This window comes from Pseudomyxococcus flavus, from assembly GCF_050038885.1.
GTDB lineage: Bacteria > Myxococcota > Myxococcia > Myxococcales > Myxococcaceae > Myxococcus > Myxococcus flavus.
In genome coordinates this window covers 952404-968266 of sequence record NZ_CP143624.1, presented here as the reverse complement: position 1 = coordinate 968266, position 15863 = coordinate 952404, and the positions used below count along the sequence as shown (strand labels likewise).

The 15863-nt window shown below is 71.1% G+C and carries 14 protein-coding genes; 8 read left to right on the top strand and 6 right to left on the bottom strand.

Annotated features, from left to right (window positions below):
• The first annotated feature begins 35 nt into the window (after positions 1–35).
• Entirely contained in the window at positions 36–833 is a 798-nt protein-coding gene (locus VZL07_RS03935; RefSeq protein ID WP_426753985.1) for an alpha/beta fold hydrolase, read from the top strand.
• Positions 834–915: 82 nt separating this feature from the next.
• Entirely contained in the window at positions 916–1752 is an 837-nt protein-coding gene (locus tag VZL07_RS03930; protein ID WP_426753984.1) for a DUF459 domain-containing protein, read from the top strand.
• Positions 1753–1875: 123 nt separating this feature from the next.
• Here the strand turns inward: VZL07_RS03930 and VZL07_RS03925 are convergent, their stop codons facing one another.
• From VZL07_RS03925 to VZL07_RS03910, 4 genes are all read right to left on the bottom strand, one after another.
• A complete protein-coding gene (locus VZL07_RS03925; protein ID WP_426753983.1) occupies positions 1876–3048 on the bottom strand; it encodes a tetratricopeptide repeat protein in 1173 nt (390 codons plus the stop codon).
• A 58-nt stretch (positions 3049–3106) separates the two neighbouring features.
• Entirely contained in the window at positions 3107–4045 is a 939-nt protein-coding gene (locus tag VZL07_RS03920; protein ID WP_426753982.1) for a Circumsporozoite protein, read from the bottom strand.
• Positions 4046–4231: 186 nt separating this feature from the next.
• A complete protein-coding gene (locus VZL07_RS03915; protein WP_426753981.1) occupies positions 4232–5110 on the bottom strand; it encodes a hypothetical protein in 879 nt (292 codons plus the stop codon).
• 88 nt (positions 5111–5198) lie between these two features.
• Positions 5199–5567, bottom strand: coding sequence for an arsenate reductase family protein (locus VZL07_RS03910; protein ID WP_426753980.1), 369 nt, complete (start codon positions 5565–5567; stop codon positions 5199–5201).
• Between the two features lie 105 nt (positions 5568–5672).
• Here VZL07_RS03910 and VZL07_RS03905 point away from each other — a divergent pair, with 105 nt between their 5' ends.
• Positions 5673–7253, top strand: a complete 1581-nt coding sequence (locus tag VZL07_RS03905) for a right-handed parallel beta-helix repeat-containing protein (protein WP_426753979.1) — start codon at positions 5673–5675, stop codon at positions 7251–7253.
• Between the two features lie 36 nt (positions 7254–7289).
• On the opposite strand, the gene VZL07_RS03900 is transcribed toward VZL07_RS03905, so the two are convergent.
• Positions 7290–8186 carry a LysR family transcriptional regulator gene (locus VZL07_RS03900; RefSeq protein WP_426753978.1) on the bottom strand — a complete coding sequence of 299 codons (897 nt, stop codon included), beginning with the start codon at positions 8184–8186 and terminating at the stop codon, positions 7290–7292.
• Between the two features lie 171 nt (positions 8187–8357).
• Here VZL07_RS03900 and VZL07_RS03895 point away from each other — a divergent pair, with 171 nt between their 5' ends.
• The 5 genes from VZL07_RS03895 to VZL07_RS03875 all read left to right on the top strand — a co-directional run bounded on the left by VZL07_RS03895 (position 8358) and on the right by VZL07_RS03875 (position 14760).
• A complete protein-coding gene (locus VZL07_RS03895) occupies positions 8358–9110 on the top strand; it encodes an outer membrane beta-barrel protein (RefSeq protein WP_426753977.1) in 753 nt (250 codons plus the stop codon).
• A 161-nt stretch (positions 9111–9271) separates the two neighbouring features.
• Positions 9272–10639 (top strand): SBBP repeat-containing protein, encoded by a 1368-nt coding sequence (locus VZL07_RS03890; protein WP_426753976.1) that lies wholly within the window; start codon positions 9272–9274, stop codon positions 10637–10639.
• A 69-nt stretch (positions 10640–10708) separates the two neighbouring features.
• Positions 10709–11419 (top strand): ribose-5-phosphate isomerase RpiA, encoded by a 711-nt coding sequence (gene rpiA, locus VZL07_RS03885; RefSeq protein WP_426753975.1) that lies wholly within the window; start codon positions 10709–10711, stop codon positions 11417–11419.
• A gap of 285 nt (positions 11420–11704) precedes the next feature.
• The gene (locus tag VZL07_RS03880) at positions 11705–13318 is read left to right on the top strand and encodes a DUF1592 domain-containing protein (RefSeq protein ID WP_426753974.1); all 1614 of its coding nucleotides are present in this window, start codon (positions 11705–11707) and stop codon (positions 13316–13318) included.
• A 5-nt stretch (positions 13319–13323) separates the two neighbouring features.
• The gene (locus VZL07_RS03875; RefSeq protein WP_426753973.1) at positions 13324–14760 is read left to right on the top strand and encodes a DUF1552 domain-containing protein; all 1437 of its coding nucleotides are present in this window, start codon (positions 13324–13326) and stop codon (positions 14758–14760) included.
• Positions 14761–14847: 87 nt separating this feature from the next.
• On the opposite strand, the gene VZL07_RS03870 is transcribed toward VZL07_RS03875, so the two are convergent.
• Positions 14848–15855, bottom strand: a complete 1008-nt coding sequence (locus VZL07_RS03870; protein ID WP_426753972.1) for a metal-dependent hydrolase — start codon at positions 15853–15855, stop codon at positions 14848–14850.
• Positions 15856–15863 lie beyond the last annotated feature (8 nt).

The following is a 15863-nucleotide window of genomic DNA, read 5'->3' as shown; positions in this document are numbered from 1 at the left end:
GCGATTGTTTCTCGCCGCATTCGCGAGGGAATGGCATGCGTCGAGACGTGCAGTTGACCGAGCTGGGCGCGGGACGGGGGCCCCGGGTGCTCCTGTTGCCGGGCCTGGGCGCGCGCGGCTCCGGCTTCCTCGCGCTGGCCGAGCGCCTGGCGCACCAGTGCCGTCCGGTCCTCGTGGAGTACCCGGAAGGCGAAGCCGCCGCGTGCGGCGCGAGCGCGCTGGCGCGGCAGGTGTTGCAGGCCGCTGGTTCGCTGGACGCGGTGGTGGCCAGCTCCTTTGGTGGCATGGTGGCCGCGCACCTCGCGGCGGCGGGCGTGGCGCGCGGCGTGGCGTTCCTGGGCTCCTTCACCCGCACCGAGCACCTGGGTCTGCGCGGGCTCGCCATTGGCATGATGGGGCCCATCGCCAGGTGGGCGCGTCCGGGCGCCGTGGCCGCGGGGCTCGCGGCATGGACGCCGGTGCCCTTCGCCCGCGTCGCCGAAGTCGTCCCCACCACCGACCTGGAGCGCCGCTCCACCTGGCATCGCGCGCTGGCGATTCGCGGGGAGGCGCCCCCACCGGAGCTGCGCAAGCTGCCCGTGACCTGCGTCTGCATCCAGGGGACGCGGGACGTGCTGGTGCCGCCGGCCACGCTGGAGCGGCTGGCCGCGTCGCTTCCCGCGGGGACGCCCCTTCACCTGCTGCGGGGCGCGGGGCATGTGCCGTACTTCACGCACCCGGACGCCTGTGCCCGGCTCCTCGCGCCCTGGTTGGAGGCGCTGGGCCCCGCGGCGGCGGACGTCGCGCCCGCGGGACGGCTTGTCCAGGCCGAGGTGGCGAGCAGCGCCGCCTGAGGGCCGCTGCGCACATCCGGGCCCGGGCAGACGAGGAGGGGGATGTACGGATGGCCCGAGGGCCGCTACCTTTCGGGCGCCAATGCAGAACCGCCTCACGCGATTGCTCGTCACCCTCGTTGTCTTGTCCGCGGCGCCCGCGCTGTCTGCTTCCGTGCAGCAGCCTGCGCCCACCGCCGTTGCCCCCGCGGCTGCCGCGCCGTCGTCCGCGGCCCCCGTGCCAGGCACCGCGCCAACCCCGGCCGGCTCACCCGCGCCGGAGGTCGCCCGCAAACACAAGGTGTTGCTGCTGGGCGACAGCCTCATCGCCACCGGCTTCGGGGAGTACCTCCAGGCGCAGCTGGACGCGCACCCGCGCATCCAGTCGGCCCGCCGCGCCAAGTCCTCCACGGGCCTGGCCCGGCCGGACTTCTTCGACTGGATGGACGTCGGTCGCGAGGAGGTGGAGCGTCACCAGCCGGACGTCGTCGTCGTCATCCTGGGGGGCAACGACGGGCAGTCCCTCCAGGACACCAAGGGCGGCAAGCCCGTCCCGTGGGGACGGGCGGAGTGGCAGGCGGCCTACCGCCAGCGCATGGAGGAGTTCCTGGGCGTCCTCGCCTCGCCGGGCCGCAAGATTGTCTGGCTGGAGCTGCCCGCGACGGGGCTCAAGCGCTTCGAGCAGAAGCTGCGCATCATCCGCGCCGTCCAGCGCGAGGTCGTCTCCTCCCGCCAGGACGCGGTGCACCTGGACACGCGCCCCTTCTTCACCGACGCGAAAGGCCGCGCGCTGCGGCAGGCCCGGGTGGACGGCTTCCGAAAGCCCATGCGGCTGCGTATGCAGGACGGCGTGCACTTCACCGTCGCCGGTGGCCGCTACTTCGCCAACAAGGTGTACCCCGAGGTGCTGGGCGTGCTGGGGCTGACCCAGCAGGGCTAGCGGCGCGAGCGAGGCCGCTGGCCTTGCCACCGTCGCCGGTGGCCGCCACTTCGCCAGCAAGGTGTACCCCGAAGTGCTGGGGCTGACCCAGCAGGGCTAGCGGCGCGAGCGAGGCCGCCGGCCCTACTTCTTGCCCAGCGCGGTGATGAGCCGCTCCGCCTGCTCGCGGATGGGCTGGCGGGGACTCGTCTGGGCACGCTTGGCGTGCGTGAGCGCCTGCGCCTTGTCGCTGTCCGCCAGGGCCAGCGCCATGTTGAGGTGCACATCCGGGTCGTCCGGGTGCGCCTTCAGGGCCTCCGTGAGAACGGCGCGCGCGGCGGCGGCACCCTCCGGGCGCGACAGGTGCAACACCGCCAGGTCGTTGGCGGCGCCGACCTCGGACGGGTCGCTGGCCACCGCCGCTTCCAGCAGCTTCTGGGCCTCGGCGTCGTCGCCCAGCTTGCGGCGCACCTTGGCCAGTGCCACGCGCACGGGCGCGGAGTCCGGGGCCTTGGCGAGCGCCTCGCGCAGAATCCGGTCCGCGTCCTCGTCCTTGCCCGCAACGAAGGCGGAGATGCCGTGCAGGTAGATGGCGTCCGCGCTGTCCGGAAGCTGGAGGCGGATTTCGATGGCGGCGCGCATGGCCGCCTCGGGGGCTCCGGCCATCAGGCACAGCGACGCGAACTCCCGGAAGAGGGCCGTCTCCCGGGGGCTGCGCAGAATCGCCTGCCGCAGCGTCACGATGGCCGCGCCCACGTGTCCTTGCAGCAGCTGGACGCGCGCGGCGAGCTGGAGCGGCAGGTGCTCCTTCCGGTTGCTTTCAGCGGCCTCCTGGTACCGGCGCAGCGCCCGGTCCAGCTGCTTGTCGCCCTGGAACGCCATGCCCAGGTACGTCAGCGTCTGGGCGTTGCCCGGCTGCAGCGCGAGCGCGCGCTCCAGCACGGGGATGGCGTCGGCATACCGGTGATGCGCCAGCAGGCCACGGCCGTGGTTGAGCACCTCGAAGAAGCCCGCCTTCGGTTGCGCGGCGAGCGCGGCCAGCAGGTCCAGCTGGCGCGCGTCACCCTTCTCCGCGTCGAGCCGGGCCAGGTGGCTGAGGGCTTCGGGATGGGTGGGGTGCAGCGCCACCAGCCGCTGGAGCACGTCGCGCGCGGCGGGCTCGTCCTGCTGCGCCAGGCGCAACCGGGCGAGCCCCAGCAGCGCGCTGGCATCCTTCGGGTCCTGTTCGATGGCGCGCTCGAAGTCGCGGGCTGCTTCCTTCAGCAGGCCCTGCTTCATCAAACGCGCGGCGGAGGATGCCAGCTTGGAGACGGCCATGGGCCCTGATTCTAGCTCCGGACGCGGGAGGTGGGTACCGCTACCTCGATGGGGGCGTCTAGAAGACGGATTCCCACGCGTTCTTGATGCCGCTGCCCACGTCGCCGACGAAGTCCGTCACGGCGTCCGCGGCGTTGGTGAACACCTCACCCGCCGCCTCGGCCACGGCGCCGCCCGCGTTGATGGCGCCGTCGACCACGTTCTCCAGCACCTCGCCACCGGCGGCGGCGGCCGTCTCACCCACGGCCTTCAGCACGTTGCCGGGGTTGACCGAGCCCTCGATTTCCACGCCGAGGCCCAGGCCCGCGGTGGCCTCCACGCCGACGTCGAACTCGAGGTTGCCGTTGTTGATGCCGATGTCGGCGTGCGCGTCGCCGCTGACACCCGCGCTGGCGCTGGCGGTGATGCTGCCGGACGCGAGCGTGTTGTCCTCGTGCTTCAGCTCGATGGAGCCCGTCAGGCTCGCCTGCGCGCCGGCGAAGCCCGAGGCCGCGGCGTTGATGGACACGTTGCCGTCGGTGCCCACGTGCAGGTCCAGCTCGATGCTGCCCTCGGCGCCAATCTTGCCCAGCGCCTCCAGGTCCAGCTCGACCGAGTACTCCTCGCCGGCGATCTCGAACTCGACCGTCTTGGAGGCCCCGGCGCCCGCCTCGAGGAGGTTGGCTTCGATGTCGATGTCGACGCTCACGTCGATGCCGGACAGGCCGATGTCCGCGTCCACCTGCGCATCCGCGGAGAAGGTGGGGCCCTGGACGTGGGCGCGCGTGTCGATGCCGCCCGGGCCCGTGCCGCTCACCTCGGCGCGCGCGCCGCCCGCCGTGAAGCTGGACTGGGCGCTCAGGGCGTTCTGCCGCGGCTGCTCAACCGAGCCCGAGGCCTGGGTATCGACGCGAGGGCTGTTACGTCCGCCCTGGGCGGGGGCCCTGGGGTCGCGGGCCGGCGGCGGAGGAGGCGGCGGCGGGGGCGGCTGCGGACGGTTGCCGATACGGGGGGACATGGTGGCTCCTGCGGGATTCCGGGGCGCCCGGAAGGACGCCATCTGTCCCCCATTCTCCGCGATCGAAATCTGGAGTTGCTTGGGCCCTTCACTTTTTGAGAATCGAGCCCCGACTTTCTCTCAGGAAGTGTGAGCTCGTGGCTCACCTCGGGTGTTGGTGTGCCCGGGCGGCCCAGGAGGTGCGCCTCAGTGGGAGTGGGTCGCCGGGTCTGGAGAGCCCCTGCCGCCCGCGTGTGGATGGGGCCTCAGACGCCGGACCGCGCGCAGGAGGAGTTGCTCGTCGCGCGGGTTGGCCAGGAAGCCGCGTGCGCCGACCTGCCGGGCCCGTTCGAAGCCCTCGTCATCCGAGTTGCCGTGGACGATGAGGGTGCCCGCGATGTGGACCTCGCCGGCGAGCAGTCCCTCCATGGCCTGGAGGGGGGCGAGGACGATGTCCCCGGGGCCGGTGTGCAGCACCTCCAGCGGCGATGCCGTCCGGGCCTGGAACCCGTTTCGGGCCAGGAGGCGGGACATGAGCACCGCCGTGACGGGAGGCCAGCCATAGAGGAGCAGCGGCCCCCCCGGCGCGAGTACGGCGGGAGCGGGCGGCTCGGTGGGCAGCTCAATGCCATAGAGGCGCGACAGGGCGCGTGCCAGCGCGGCGTCGGAGGCGATGTGGGCCTCGACGCGAGGCAGGCCGGACACGGCGCGCACGGCGTCGACGGCTTCCAGGGACACGGGCGCGGGCAAGGCGATGTGGAGCACCTCGCGCTCGCCCTGGTCCAGCAGCACCTTCTCCAGGTGAAGGGGCACGGCGTGGTACTGGCGGGCCACGCGGGCGGGGATGTGCGCCACGAGCGAGGCGTCCGGCGGGGTGCGGTCCAGGTCCACCGCGTCCACGCCGAGCTGCTCGGAGAGGCCGCGCAGCACGTCAGCGTCCGAACAGAGGCCCTCGCGCACCAGCGCCCGGCCGAGCGGGACATGCACTTCGTGGTGATGCACGAGCCCCACCCGGAGCTGAGCGCGGTTGAGCACTCCCTGTTCCAGGAGAATCTCGCCGAGCGGACGTCGTGAGCCGGTCTCCATGAAGACATGAAGTCTTCACGCGGAGCCCCGCTCGGCGAGAGGCGGTGGGACGTGCGCCCGCTTGCCCGCCCGGCCTGACGCCCGAGGCTCAGCCCCGCGAGGCGAAGCGTTGTTCGTAGGCCTCGGGCTTGAAGCCCACGAGGACGGTGTCGCCCGTGACCAGCACGGGCCGCTTCACGAGCTTTCCATCCGCGGCCAGCCAATCCACCAGCTCCGCGTCGCTGGCGGCGTCGACCTTGGCCTTGCCGAGCGCGCGGTAGCTCTGGCCGCTGGTGTTGAGCCACTTGCGGACGGAGAGGCCGCTGCGGGCAATCCACTGCTTCAGCTCCGCCACGGTGGGCGGCATGTCGACGATGGGGCGTACCTGATGGGCAACACCTTGCTCCTGCAACCACTTCAACGCCTTCTTGCAGGTGCCGCAGCCCGAATACGAGAGCACGAGAACGTCTTTCGCCATGTGCGCGCTTCTAACAGGGCGCCCGCGTCCGTCCCAGCGATGTGTCCCCGGGTCGCCCCGACCCGGTTTGCGAGCCGTCAGGGCCGCGTGGTAGCGCGACAGAACATGAATTCCCTCCGTATCGCGCGTTCGCTGTTCGCGTTGCCCCTATTGCTGGTGCTCGCTGCCTGCTCGTCGGATCCGGATGAGCGGCCACCCCCGGGGCGCGATGACGCGGGCGTGAGTGATGGCGGCGTCGACTCGGGGACGTCCGATGCGGGGACGGGTGACGACGCAGGGACGTCCGATGCGGGGGCGGGCGACGACGCAGGGACGTCCGATGCGGGGGCGGGCGACGACGCAGGCACGTCCGACGCGGGTTCGGATGGCGATGCCGGGAGTAACACTGACGCCGGAACGCCCGACGCGGGTTCGGATGGCGACGCGGGGAGTGACACCGACGCAGGGGCACCCGACGCGGGTGCGGAGCACGACGCAGGCGCGCCGGACAGCGGCACCGATGCGGGAAGCGACCTCGACGCGGGCTCGCCGGACAGCGGCACTGATGCGGGGACACCGGACGCGGGCCCGGACATCGAGGTTCCGGAGGACGGTGGAACGGTCGTCACGGGGACGCTGTCGGGACGGCTCACCGTGGAGGGCTCGCCGTACCGAGTGGTTGGCGATGCGAATGGGGTGGTCACCATTCCCCCCGGTCAGGTGCTCGCGGTGGACCCGGGCGTCATCCTGGACTTCCGCGGCCGACCCGAGGTGACGGAAGCGGACGTGGACGTGGATTCACCCGGCAGCGTGATGAACCACCAGGCGGGCCGGGTGGAGGTCCGCGTCTACGGCGCCATCCAGGTGCGCGGCACGGCGGAGGCGCCGGTGCTGCTGACGTCCACCAACCCGTATGGCTGGTGGGGCATGAACTTCTATGGCGAGAACTCCGTGGGCGCGGGCCACCCGGTGTTCGAGCACATGATTTTCGAGAAGGTGCGCAAGAACCAGTACAACAGCGACCGCGATTGGACGCGCGGCGCGCTGTGGGTCTACTACCCGGGGCCGGTGACGATTACGGACTCGGTGTTCCGCGACAACGAGTCCTCCGCGAACTGCGGTGCGCTGGACCTGATGTTCACCGACGGCTCGCGCGTGGAACGCACCGTCTTCCAGGACAACCGCATCTGGGAAGTCGACCGCTTCGCGCAGCCGGGCACCTACTCCATGGCGGGTGGTGGGGCCGTGTGCATCACGCACGGCCGCAACACGGTGCTGCGCAACAACACGTTCCGGGGCAATTCCGTGCAGGCGTTCGGCGGCTCGCTGGCGAGCGAGCTCTGGGAGCGGCCCGTCCTCACGTGGCCCAACCCGGAAGGCATCTTCGACCTGGGAGGCGGGGCCGCCATCCACTACTTCCAGCCGGACAATGACTTGCTGGAGGACAACCTGTTCGAGGGCAACTTCATCCCCCTGGGGCCGGGTGCGGCCGTCCAGCTGGAGGACATCGGCGGGTCGCGCACCGTCATCATGCGGGGCAACCGCTTCGTGAACAACCGGGGCGGGGCGGGGGGCGTCATCACCTGCAACCGTGGGTCGAACACCGGCGAGCTGGTCATCACCCCCGACAACGTCTTCAGTGGGAACACGGTGAACGGGCAGCCAGCCACGAACATGACCGGCGACTGTGGCGTCGTGACGCAGTAGCCGCCGTCAGGGAGCCGGAGCGGACGCCAGGTGTACTCAGGCGATGGATTCCGCCTCCGTGAGCGCCTTCACGACGCGGCGGGCCGCCCGGCCCAGGGTGATGCCCGCGCGGTGGTGGAGCTGGGGGTGGAAGGCATGGGTGGCGCCGCCGGCCAGCTTCAGGGCCTTCAGCTCCCCTCGGCGCAGCTCGCGGGAGACCAGGTACTCGGGCAGCCACCCGAAGCCCAGGCCCTCCAGGATGGCGGCCTTCTTCGCGGCGAAGTCGTTGAGGTGCACGGTGGAGCGCGTCTCCAGGGCGCCGGTGCTGAGCTGGAGCCGGGGGTCCGAGCCGCGCACGGTGAGCACCAGGTGCTCCGCGAGGTCCTCGTCCTTCAACGGGCCTCGCCGCCGCGCCAGCGGGTGCTCACGCTGGGCCACCAGGACGGCCTTGAGCTCGGGGAGCCGGTAGCTGCGCAGTCCCGGCACGGTGGGTGGCAGCAGGGACACCATGAGGTCCGCCTCGTCGCGCACGAAGGAGGCCTCCACGCCGGAGAGGAACTCCGCGGAGACGTGGAAGCGGGTGCTGGCGCCCTCGGCGCGAAGCGCCTTCACCACGCGCAGCAGGGGCTCGGCGGGGAAGATGCCGTCGAAGACGATGCGCAGCGCGGGCTCCCAGCCGGCGCGTATCTCCGCGCACGCGGCCTCCAAATCGCGCTCGGCTGCCAGCAGCTTGCGGCAGTGCTCCAGGATGCGTTCCCCGGCGGGCGTCAGCCGGGTGCGGTAGCCACGCCGGTCCAGCAGCGTCAGCTCCGTCTGGGCCTCGAGCGTCCGCAGCGCGTACAGCACCGCCGTGTGGCCCTTGCGCAGCGCCTCCGCCGCGGCGGTAAAAGTGCCGTGGCGGGCGAGGGCATCCAGCGCGCGGGCCTGCTCCAGGGTGACGTTCATGCCCGGCATTGTGCAATCTCCTGACAACGTGAGGCACCTCTTCGTGCACACGTCGTTGGTACTCAAATCGGGGCTGTCCCGGTATTCGTGACGCGGCGCGCCTTACGTCGCTTGTGTAAGCGATCCTACAGTCGCCTCCAGTGGGATGCCTTGTGAGCATCCACTTCAATGGAGGGGCAGATGATGGGCAAGCTGTCGTGGTCCCTGGCGGTGGTGTCGTTGCTGGTTTCCTCGGGAGCGGGAGCGGAGGAGTCGCAGACGCTGGAGTCCTCCACGCACGATGAGATCAGTGGCCTGGAGCTCTCGGTGGGGGTCAGCTTCCAAGCGGGCGCGGGTTACCTCTACAAGGATGGCGCTGGGGTCGACGGCTCGGTCCGCGACCTGAAGCTCAGCGACGCGGCCAATGGCGGTATCGCCTTCCTGCTGGAGGCGGGTTACCGCATCAACTCACGGTGGTACGTCGGCGCGTTCGGCCAGTACTCGCAGGTGCTGGTCAAGGAGAACCCCTACACCTGCCCGGAAGGCTTCGACTGCTCCGTCTCGCAGATTCGCTTCGGGCCCCACGTGCAGTACCACTTCGCGCCCAAGGCCTCGTTCGACCCCTTCGTGGGGCTGGGTGTGGGCATGGTGCTCTTGAACAACAAGGTCTCCGGCCCCATCACGGCGCCCGCGCCCGGAACGGTCGATATCGAGGGCCAGACGCGCGGCCCGGAGTTCGTGAACCTCACCGTCGGCGGCAAGTGGCGGCTGTCGGACTCGCTGTCCTTCGGCCCTTACCTGACGGCGACCTACGCCCGGTACACGACCCGCAGCGGCACCAGCACCGTCAACATCCCCGCGCTGAACCTCACGCAGGAGGAGCCCCTGGACCAGGTCGGTGATGGCCCCTATGGCCTGCTCATGCTCGGCGTTCGCGGGAGCTGGAACCTTTAATCCAGACTAGCCGGGTTTGTGTTTCACGCGCAGTCTCAAGTGACGCGACGCCAACACGTCGCGTCACGTCCTTCCCTACCCGGGACGTCGTCGTTCGGGATGTTCATTGTCTGCTGGCTGCATAGAGTGCGGGCAGAATCTTTCATCCCGAGGAGTCGCCCATGGTGTGGAGTTGGCAGCGGTGGAGCGCGTGTGGAGTCGTGGGCGGACTGGCATTGCTGAGCTTCCCGCTGGTCTCGCTCGCGAAGCTTCCCGCGCTCCCGCAGCCTGGCAACTGGATTCAACAGACCGGCACCGTGGATGACGAGCTGGCGCTGGCGGTGACGACGTCGGCGGGCGCCATCTACGTGGCGGGCTACACCAACGGCGAGCTGGGCGAGGAGGCTTCGGCGGGAGGGCACGACGCCTTCGTCGCGAAGTACGACGCCTCGGGCGCGCTGCTGTGGACGCGCCAGCTGGGGACGACCGCGCATGACCGTGCGCAGGCGGTGTCCGCGGACGCGTTCGGCAACGTCTACGTCGCGGGCTACACCTGGGGCAGCTTCGGCTACTACGTCAACGCGGGTGGCACGGACCAGTTCGTGGCGAAGTACGACGCGGCCGGCACGCTGCAGTGGGTGAGGCAATTCGGCACCGCCACGGATGACTTCGCCACCGGCGTCGCCGCCACGCGGCAGGAAGGGCAGGACGCCGTCTTCGTCGCCGGCTACTCGCTGGGCCGCTTCGACGGCACCGCGCCGCAGGGCCACTACGACGTGGTGGTGGCGAAGTTCGACACCGGCGGCAACCCCTACTGGCTGCGCCAGTTCGGCTCCTCGCGCAGCGACGTGGCGCTGGGCGTGGCCGTGAGCCCCAGCGAGGACGTCTACGTGACGGGCTACACGTACGGCAGCATGGATGGCGTGACGAGCCCGGGCTCCACGGTGGACCTCTTCCTGGCGAAGTACAGCGTCCAGGGCGAGGCCCGGTGGGTGCGGCAGCTCGGCTCCACCAGCGACGAGTTCGGCACCGGTGTCGCCGTGGCGGCGGATGGCGGCGTCTATGTCTCCGGCTACACGTCGGGCGCGCTGGATGGGAACGTCCGCGTGGGCACGTACGACGCCGTGTTGGTGAAGTACGACACCGAGGGCAACCGGCACTGGACGCGGCAGCTGGGCACCACGACCACGGACTATGCCCAGGCCGTGGCGGTGGGCGCGGATGGCCGCATCCACCTGGCGGGCTTCACGTCGGGGTCCCTGGGCGGCGCCGACTCGCTCGGGGGCACGGACCTGTTCCTGGCCACGTACGACAGCCGGGGCACATGGCTGGAGCTGCGGCAGGTGGGCTCGCCGACCACGGACCGGGGGCAGGGCGTGGCCACCGCCGAGGACGGCGCCGTGTACCTGGTGGGCTACACCTGGGGGCAGGTGTCCAGCAGTCCCAGCGCCGGGGGCTACGACACGGTGCTCTTCCGCTTCATGGACGGCCTCGACGGCCCGCAGAGCCCGGAGCCGTGGTCGCCGCGAGGGCAATTCAAGGTCCCTTGAGGCGTCCTGAACGGGACATCACGCCCGGACGCGCGGTGACGCCGCGCGCCGCCGCGCTACGCTCGCCGCATGAGCCAGGAGGAGGCGGGGGCGTCGGACGCCCGCTACAAACAGGCGGCCGCTGAATGGGCGGTGGACGCCTTCATCCAGCCCGGCATGGTGGTGGGGCTGGGCACCGGCAGCACCGCGGCCTTCGCCGTCCGCCGGCTGGCGGCGCTGCGCGCGCAGGGGCGGCTCCTGGATGTCGTGGGAGTGCCGACGTCTCGCGCCACGGAGGCCCTGGCGCGCTCGCTGGGCGTGCCCCTGTCGACGCTGGACACGCATCCGTCGCTGGATGTCACCATCGACGGCGCCGACGAGGTGGCGCCGGACCTGTCCCTCATCAAGGGCGGTGGCGGTGCGCTGCTCCGCGAGAAAATCGTCGCGCAGGCCAGCCAGCGCGTCGCCATCGTGGCGGACGTCCACAAGCTGTCGCCCGTGCTGGGGACGCACCGGCCGGTGCCAGTGGAGGTGATGGCCTTCGGCTGGCGCTCCCAGCTGCGCTTCCTCGAGTCGCTCGGCGCGAGCGTCACCGTTCGTCAGGCCGCGGACGGCGCGCCCTTCCTCACCGATCAGGGCAACCTCGTGCTCGACTGCGCCTTCGGGCCCATCGACGCGCCCGTGCCGCTCGCCCTGCGCCTGGGGGCGCGCGCCGGCATCGTGGGACATGGCCTGTTCCTGGGCATCACCACGGACCTGGTGGTGGCGGGCCCGGAGGGCGTCGAGCACCGCGCGCGTTGAGCCGGCGCGCGCGGTGTGTGAATACACCCGGAGTCCACCCGCACCCAGAAGGCAAACTGCGCGTACGTAGGCGCCTGTGCGGGCTGTATTGTCTGTATTCAAAGAATTCTCTGTGGGGCAGCAGCAGTCTCAGCGCAATCCCGCAGCGGACCTGCACGCCCAGGCCCTTCGACACACTGCGCTCGATTCGTGACGGACGGTGTTGGTGGAGCCGCTAGAATCGTTGCCAAGCCAGCACTTCAGAGGGGGCCACCTGGGGGTTGCTGGTTCGAGGGTGCCTTGCGTATGCGACTCATTCGTTTCTTCGTTCCCGCGGCCTTGCTGCTGTCAGCAGTGTCGTGTTCCGGCAAGTCCTCGTCCGGGGCGCCTCCTGAAGTCGACGAGGCCTCCTCGGCGCGTGTCCGGCGCCTGACGCGTGCCGAGTACGACAACAGCGTCAACGCCATCTTCCCCACGACTCAACCGCTGGTGATGACGTATGCCTTCGCGCCGGAGGACACCATCCTCGGGTTCTCCACGCACGACCGACTGCAGGTCACGTCGTTGCTGGCGGACCAGATCGACGTCGCGGCAAGGAGCGTCGCGGAGTACGGCAAGAACCAACTGCAGGCGGAGTGGACGTGCCCTTCGAGCGTGCCGGAGCTTGAGTGCGCGGAGACGTTCATTCGTGGCATCGCCACGCGTGCCTTCCGCCGTCCCGTGACGGACGAGGACGTGGAGGACTTCCTGGTGCTCTGGAAGGACGCGCGCAAGGGTAACGACCCAGGCACCGCGGCTCGTTATGTCCTCCAGGCCATTTTCTCCTCGGCGTCCTTCCTGTACCGCACCGAACTGGGGGCGATGGAGGCCGACGCCAACCAGGTGGTGCGGCTGACGCCTCATGAAACCGCCACGGCGCTGTCGTTCGCGATCACCGCCAGCCCCGCGGACGCGGAGCTCCTCGCCGCGGCGGAGGCCGGCAAGCTCGACTCCGCGGACGAGCGGGAGAAGCACGCCCGCCGACTGCTGGCCACGCCCGCCGCGCGGCGGCACCTCTACCGGTTCGTCGAGGAGTGGCTGGGCATCACCGGACAGGCCAATCTCAACAAGAACAACCAGGTGTTCCCGGCTTTCAGTGTGGCCTTCAAGGACTCCAGCCAGGCGGAGACGAAGGCCTTCATCGACCACATCCTGACGGAGCGCAACGGCTCCGTGCGCGAGTTGTTGAACGCGGACTACACGTACGCGGACGCGCGCATGGCGTACTTCTACGACACCCAGCCCTCCATGCCGGACGGCACGCTGGGACGGCTGCCGCTGCCGGCCAACCGCGCAGGCATCCTCACCCACGCCAGCGTGCTGGCTACCTACGCGCTCTTCGACTCCAGCTCGCCCATCCGCCGCGGCAAGTTCGTCCTCGGCCGCCTGCTGTGCCGCGAGGTGCCACCGCCGCCGGCCACCATCTCCATCGTCCCGCCAGAGCCGGTGCTCGACAGCACCACCCGCGCGCGCTTTGCCGCCCACACCAACAACCCGACCTGCGCGGGCTGCCACCGGACCCTGGACCCCATCGGCTTCGGCTTCGAGGACTTCGACGGGCTGGGCAAGTACCGCACCTCGGAGAACGGCCTCGACGTGGACGCCAGCGGCTCGGTGGAGCTCTCGACGGGCACCGTCTCCTTCACGGGCGCCGCCGAGCTGGCGCGCATCCTGGCGCAGAGTGACGACGTAGCGGACTGCGTGCCGCTCCAGCTCTTCCGCTACGCCATGGGGCGCGACGAGCTTCCCATTGACGAGCCCGTCCTGGCCGACATGCGCGCGGCCTTCCGGTCCAATTCAGAGTGGCGCCTGGGCGATGCGCTCGTCGGACTCGTGCGCTCTCCCTATTTCGTCCACCGGCGTACCCTTTCCCCCGAGTAGCCACCATGCTCCGCGAACTTTCCCGACGCTCCTTGCTCCAGGCGCTGGCCGGCTCGACGGCGGCGCTCCCTTTGGCCAACCTGCTTGGCACCACCGACGCCTATGCGCAGGGCACCACGCCGCCGCTGCGCTTCATCGCCCTCTTCACCGCGCATGGCTGCCTGCCGGAGCTATGGAACCCGCAGGGCACCGAGTCGAGCTTCACGCTCGACTTCCCCAACTCCATGTTGGCCCCGCTCGAGGCGCACAAGGACAAGCTGCTGGTGCTGGACGGCCTGGACTACCAGGTGCTCTACGAGCAGGGGCTGACGGGCCACGAAGGTGGCCCCGTGACCTTCCTCACCGGCAGCAAGGTCAACACCGCCAGCGGGGACCACCTGCCGGAGAGCGCCTCGCTGGACCAGGTGATTGGCAACCACATCGGCGGTGGCACGCGGTTCCGCTCCCTGCAGCTCAACGCCTGGGAGCAGTTCGGCGGGCAGCACGTCTACAACAGCATCAGCTTCACGGCGAACGGCTCGCGTGTGCCCTTCGAGCGCGACCCGGCCAACGTGTACCAGCGTCTCTTCGGTGACGCGCCCGCTCCCACGGCCGACCCGGCCCAGGTGGCGGGCGAGTTGGCGCGCCGCAGGAGCCTTCTGGACTTCCTGGTCAAGGACGCCACGCGCCTGCGCAACCGCCTGGCGGGGGCGGAGCGCCAGAAGCTGGAGACGCACCTGGAGGCGCTGCGCGACATCGAGCGGCGCCTGGGCGCGCTGGGCACGGACCCGACGCCCAACCCCACACCGCAGCCCGCGGAGGCCGCGTGCGGTGGCGGCTCCGCGCCGCCGTCCTATGGCCTGGGCGGCCTGGGCAACCTCGCCAACATGCCCGCGCTGACGCGGCTGCACCTGGACCTCATCGCGCGGGCCTTCGCGTGTGATTTGACGCGCGTGGTGACCATGACGATTCCAGGGCCGTCCATGCCCTGGCTGGGCATCCACGAGGACACGCACAACGACATCGCGCACCTGCTCGACGTGGCGGAGGAGCCTCGCCGGTCCACCATCCGCGGGAAGATGGTGCAGGTGCAGCGCTGGTACGCGGAGCAGGTCGCCTACCTGATGACCCAGCTGGCCTCCATCCAGGAGGGCAGCGGCTCCGTGCTGGACAACACGCTCATCCTCTGGGGCAACGAGCTGGGGGATGCGTCCGGCCACATGAACGTGCGCGTCCCCACCGTGCTCGCCGGCGGCGCGGGCGGCAAGTTCCGCATGGGCCGCTTCCTGCGCCTGCGCGCGGCGAACTCCAACCCGCTGGAGGGCTGGGGCGGTCCCGCGACGCCCCTGCGCGGCGCGGTGGCGCACAACAAGCTGCTGGTCTCCATCGCCCAGGCCTTCGGGGTGAGCGGGAACACCTTCGGCAACCGCGACTACACGGGGACGCTGCCGGGCCTCACCTGAGCGGCGCGGCGCTCGCGGCAGTGCCCGGGTACGCGGCCCCGGTGGGGAGGACACCTTCCTCCCGCCGGGGCCGTGCCCTGTCGTGGCTCAGGGCGCCGCTTGCTGGCCACGCCACCGGCGCAGCAGCTCGCGTGCGCTGCCGCCTCGCTCCAGCTGCGCGTGCGTCACGACATTGGCGGCGTCCAGCCGGATGACGAAGGCCAGCGTGGGCTCGCCGCGCAGGTGGTAGCGCAGGTCGGCGATGCGCACCTGCCGGCCGCCGTCCGCGAGCGGCTCCAGGCTGATGCGCGGAAAGCGCGCCCAGGCCAGCGCCTCGCGCACGGTGGGGACGGCCCGCACGTCCTCCGGCAGCACGGCCGCGGAGGCCGGCTCGCGCGCGGCCTCGGCTGGCGGGCCGGACAGCGGGACGTCCCCCGCGGCGAAGACGTCGCCGGGCAGCGTGGCCACATAGCGCCAGGTCCCGACGGAGAAGGGGAGGGGGAAGACGCGCACGGCCTGCGCGGCCGGGTAGGCCGCCTCCACCCGCTGCGTCAGCGCGGCCCATGTGGCGACGCGGAAGCCCACGTAGCCAGCGGAGCACGCCAGGCCCACGAGCAGCGCCTTGCGCCAGGCCGAGCGCCGGCGCCACGCCACCGCCGCGGCGGCGAGCAGCGGCAGCGTCACCCAGGGGTCCACCACCATCGTCCAGTCCAGGCTGAGGCGGGTGTCGGAGAAGGGCAGCAGCACCCGCGTGCCCCAGCCCGTCCACAGGTCGGGCAGCAGGTGCGCGAAGACGACGGCCGCCAGGCTGGAGAGGAACACCGGTAGGAGCCTCGCGCCCCGGAACACGGCGCGCGCCGCCAGCGTGGCGGCGAGCGCCACCAGCGGGGCGGAGACGAGCGCGTGGGACAGGCCCCGGTGGGCCTGGAGCGCCACCGTCACCGCGTCGCCGCGGGCCAGCAGCGTGTCCAGGTCCGGCAGCTCCGCGGCGAGCACCGACGCCACCAGCACCGCGCGGTCCGTGGGGGACGCGCGCTCCGGGGCGCCGGGCCGCACGTCGGGCGGGCGCAGGGCGCCGATGGCGAGCCCGAGCAGTCCGTGGGTGAGGTTGTCCATGGCGTGCC

Excerpts from the sequence above, each read along its gene's own strand:
- VZL07_RS03920 (WP_426753982.1), bottom strand. The coding sequence starts at position 4,045 with ATGTCCCCCCGTATCGGCAACCGTCCGCAGCCGCCCCCGCCGCCGCCT.
- VZL07_RS03915 (WP_426753981.1), bottom strand. The coding sequence starts at position 5,110 with ATGGAGACCGGCTCACGACGTCCGCTCGGCGAGATTCTCCTGGAACAG.
- VZL07_RS03900 (WP_426753978.1), bottom strand. The coding sequence starts at position 8,186 with ATGCCGGGCATGAACGTCACCCTGGAGCAGGCCCGCGCGCTGGATGCC.
- VZL07_RS03905 (WP_426753979.1), top strand. The coding sequence starts at position 5,673 with ATGAATTCCCTCCGTATCGCGCGTTCGCTGTTCGCGTTGCCCCTATTG.
- VZL07_RS03930 (WP_426753984.1), top strand. The coding sequence starts at position 916 with ATGCAGAACCGCCTCACGCGATTGCTCGTCACCCTCGTTGTCTTGTCC.
- VZL07_RS03925 (WP_426753983.1), bottom strand. The coding sequence starts at position 3,048 with ATGGCCGTCTCCAAGCTGGCATCCTCCGCCGCGCGTTTGATGAAGCAG.
- VZL07_RS03870 (WP_426753972.1), bottom strand. The coding sequence starts at position 15,855 with ATGGACAACCTCACCCACGGACTGCTCGGGCTCGCCATCGGCGCCCTG.
- VZL07_RS03880 (WP_426753974.1), top strand. The coding sequence starts at position 11,705 with ATGCGACTCATTCGTTTCTTCGTTCCCGCGGCCTTGCTGCTGTCAGCA.
- VZL07_RS03910 (WP_426753980.1), bottom strand. The coding sequence starts at position 5,567 with ATGGCGAAAGACGTTCTCGTGCTCTCGTATTCGGGCTGCGGCACCTGC.
- VZL07_RS03875 (WP_426753973.1), top strand. The coding sequence starts at position 13,324 with ATGCTCCGCGAACTTTCCCGACGCTCCTTGCTCCAGGCGCTGGCCGGC.
- VZL07_RS03890 (WP_426753976.1), top strand. The coding sequence starts at position 9,272 with ATGGTGTGGAGTTGGCAGCGGTGGAGCGCGTGTGGAGTCGTGGGCGGA.
- VZL07_RS03935 (WP_426753985.1), top strand. The coding sequence starts at position 36 with ATGCGTCGAGACGTGCAGTTGACCGAGCTGGGCGCGGGACGGGGGCCC.
- rpiA (WP_426753975.1), top strand. The coding sequence starts at position 10,709 with ATGAGCCAGGAGGAGGCGGGGGCGTCGGACGCCCGCTACAAACAGGCG.
- VZL07_RS03895 (WP_426753977.1), top strand. The coding sequence starts at position 8,358 with ATGATGGGCAAGCTGTCGTGGTCCCTGGCGGTGGTGTCGTTGCTGGTT.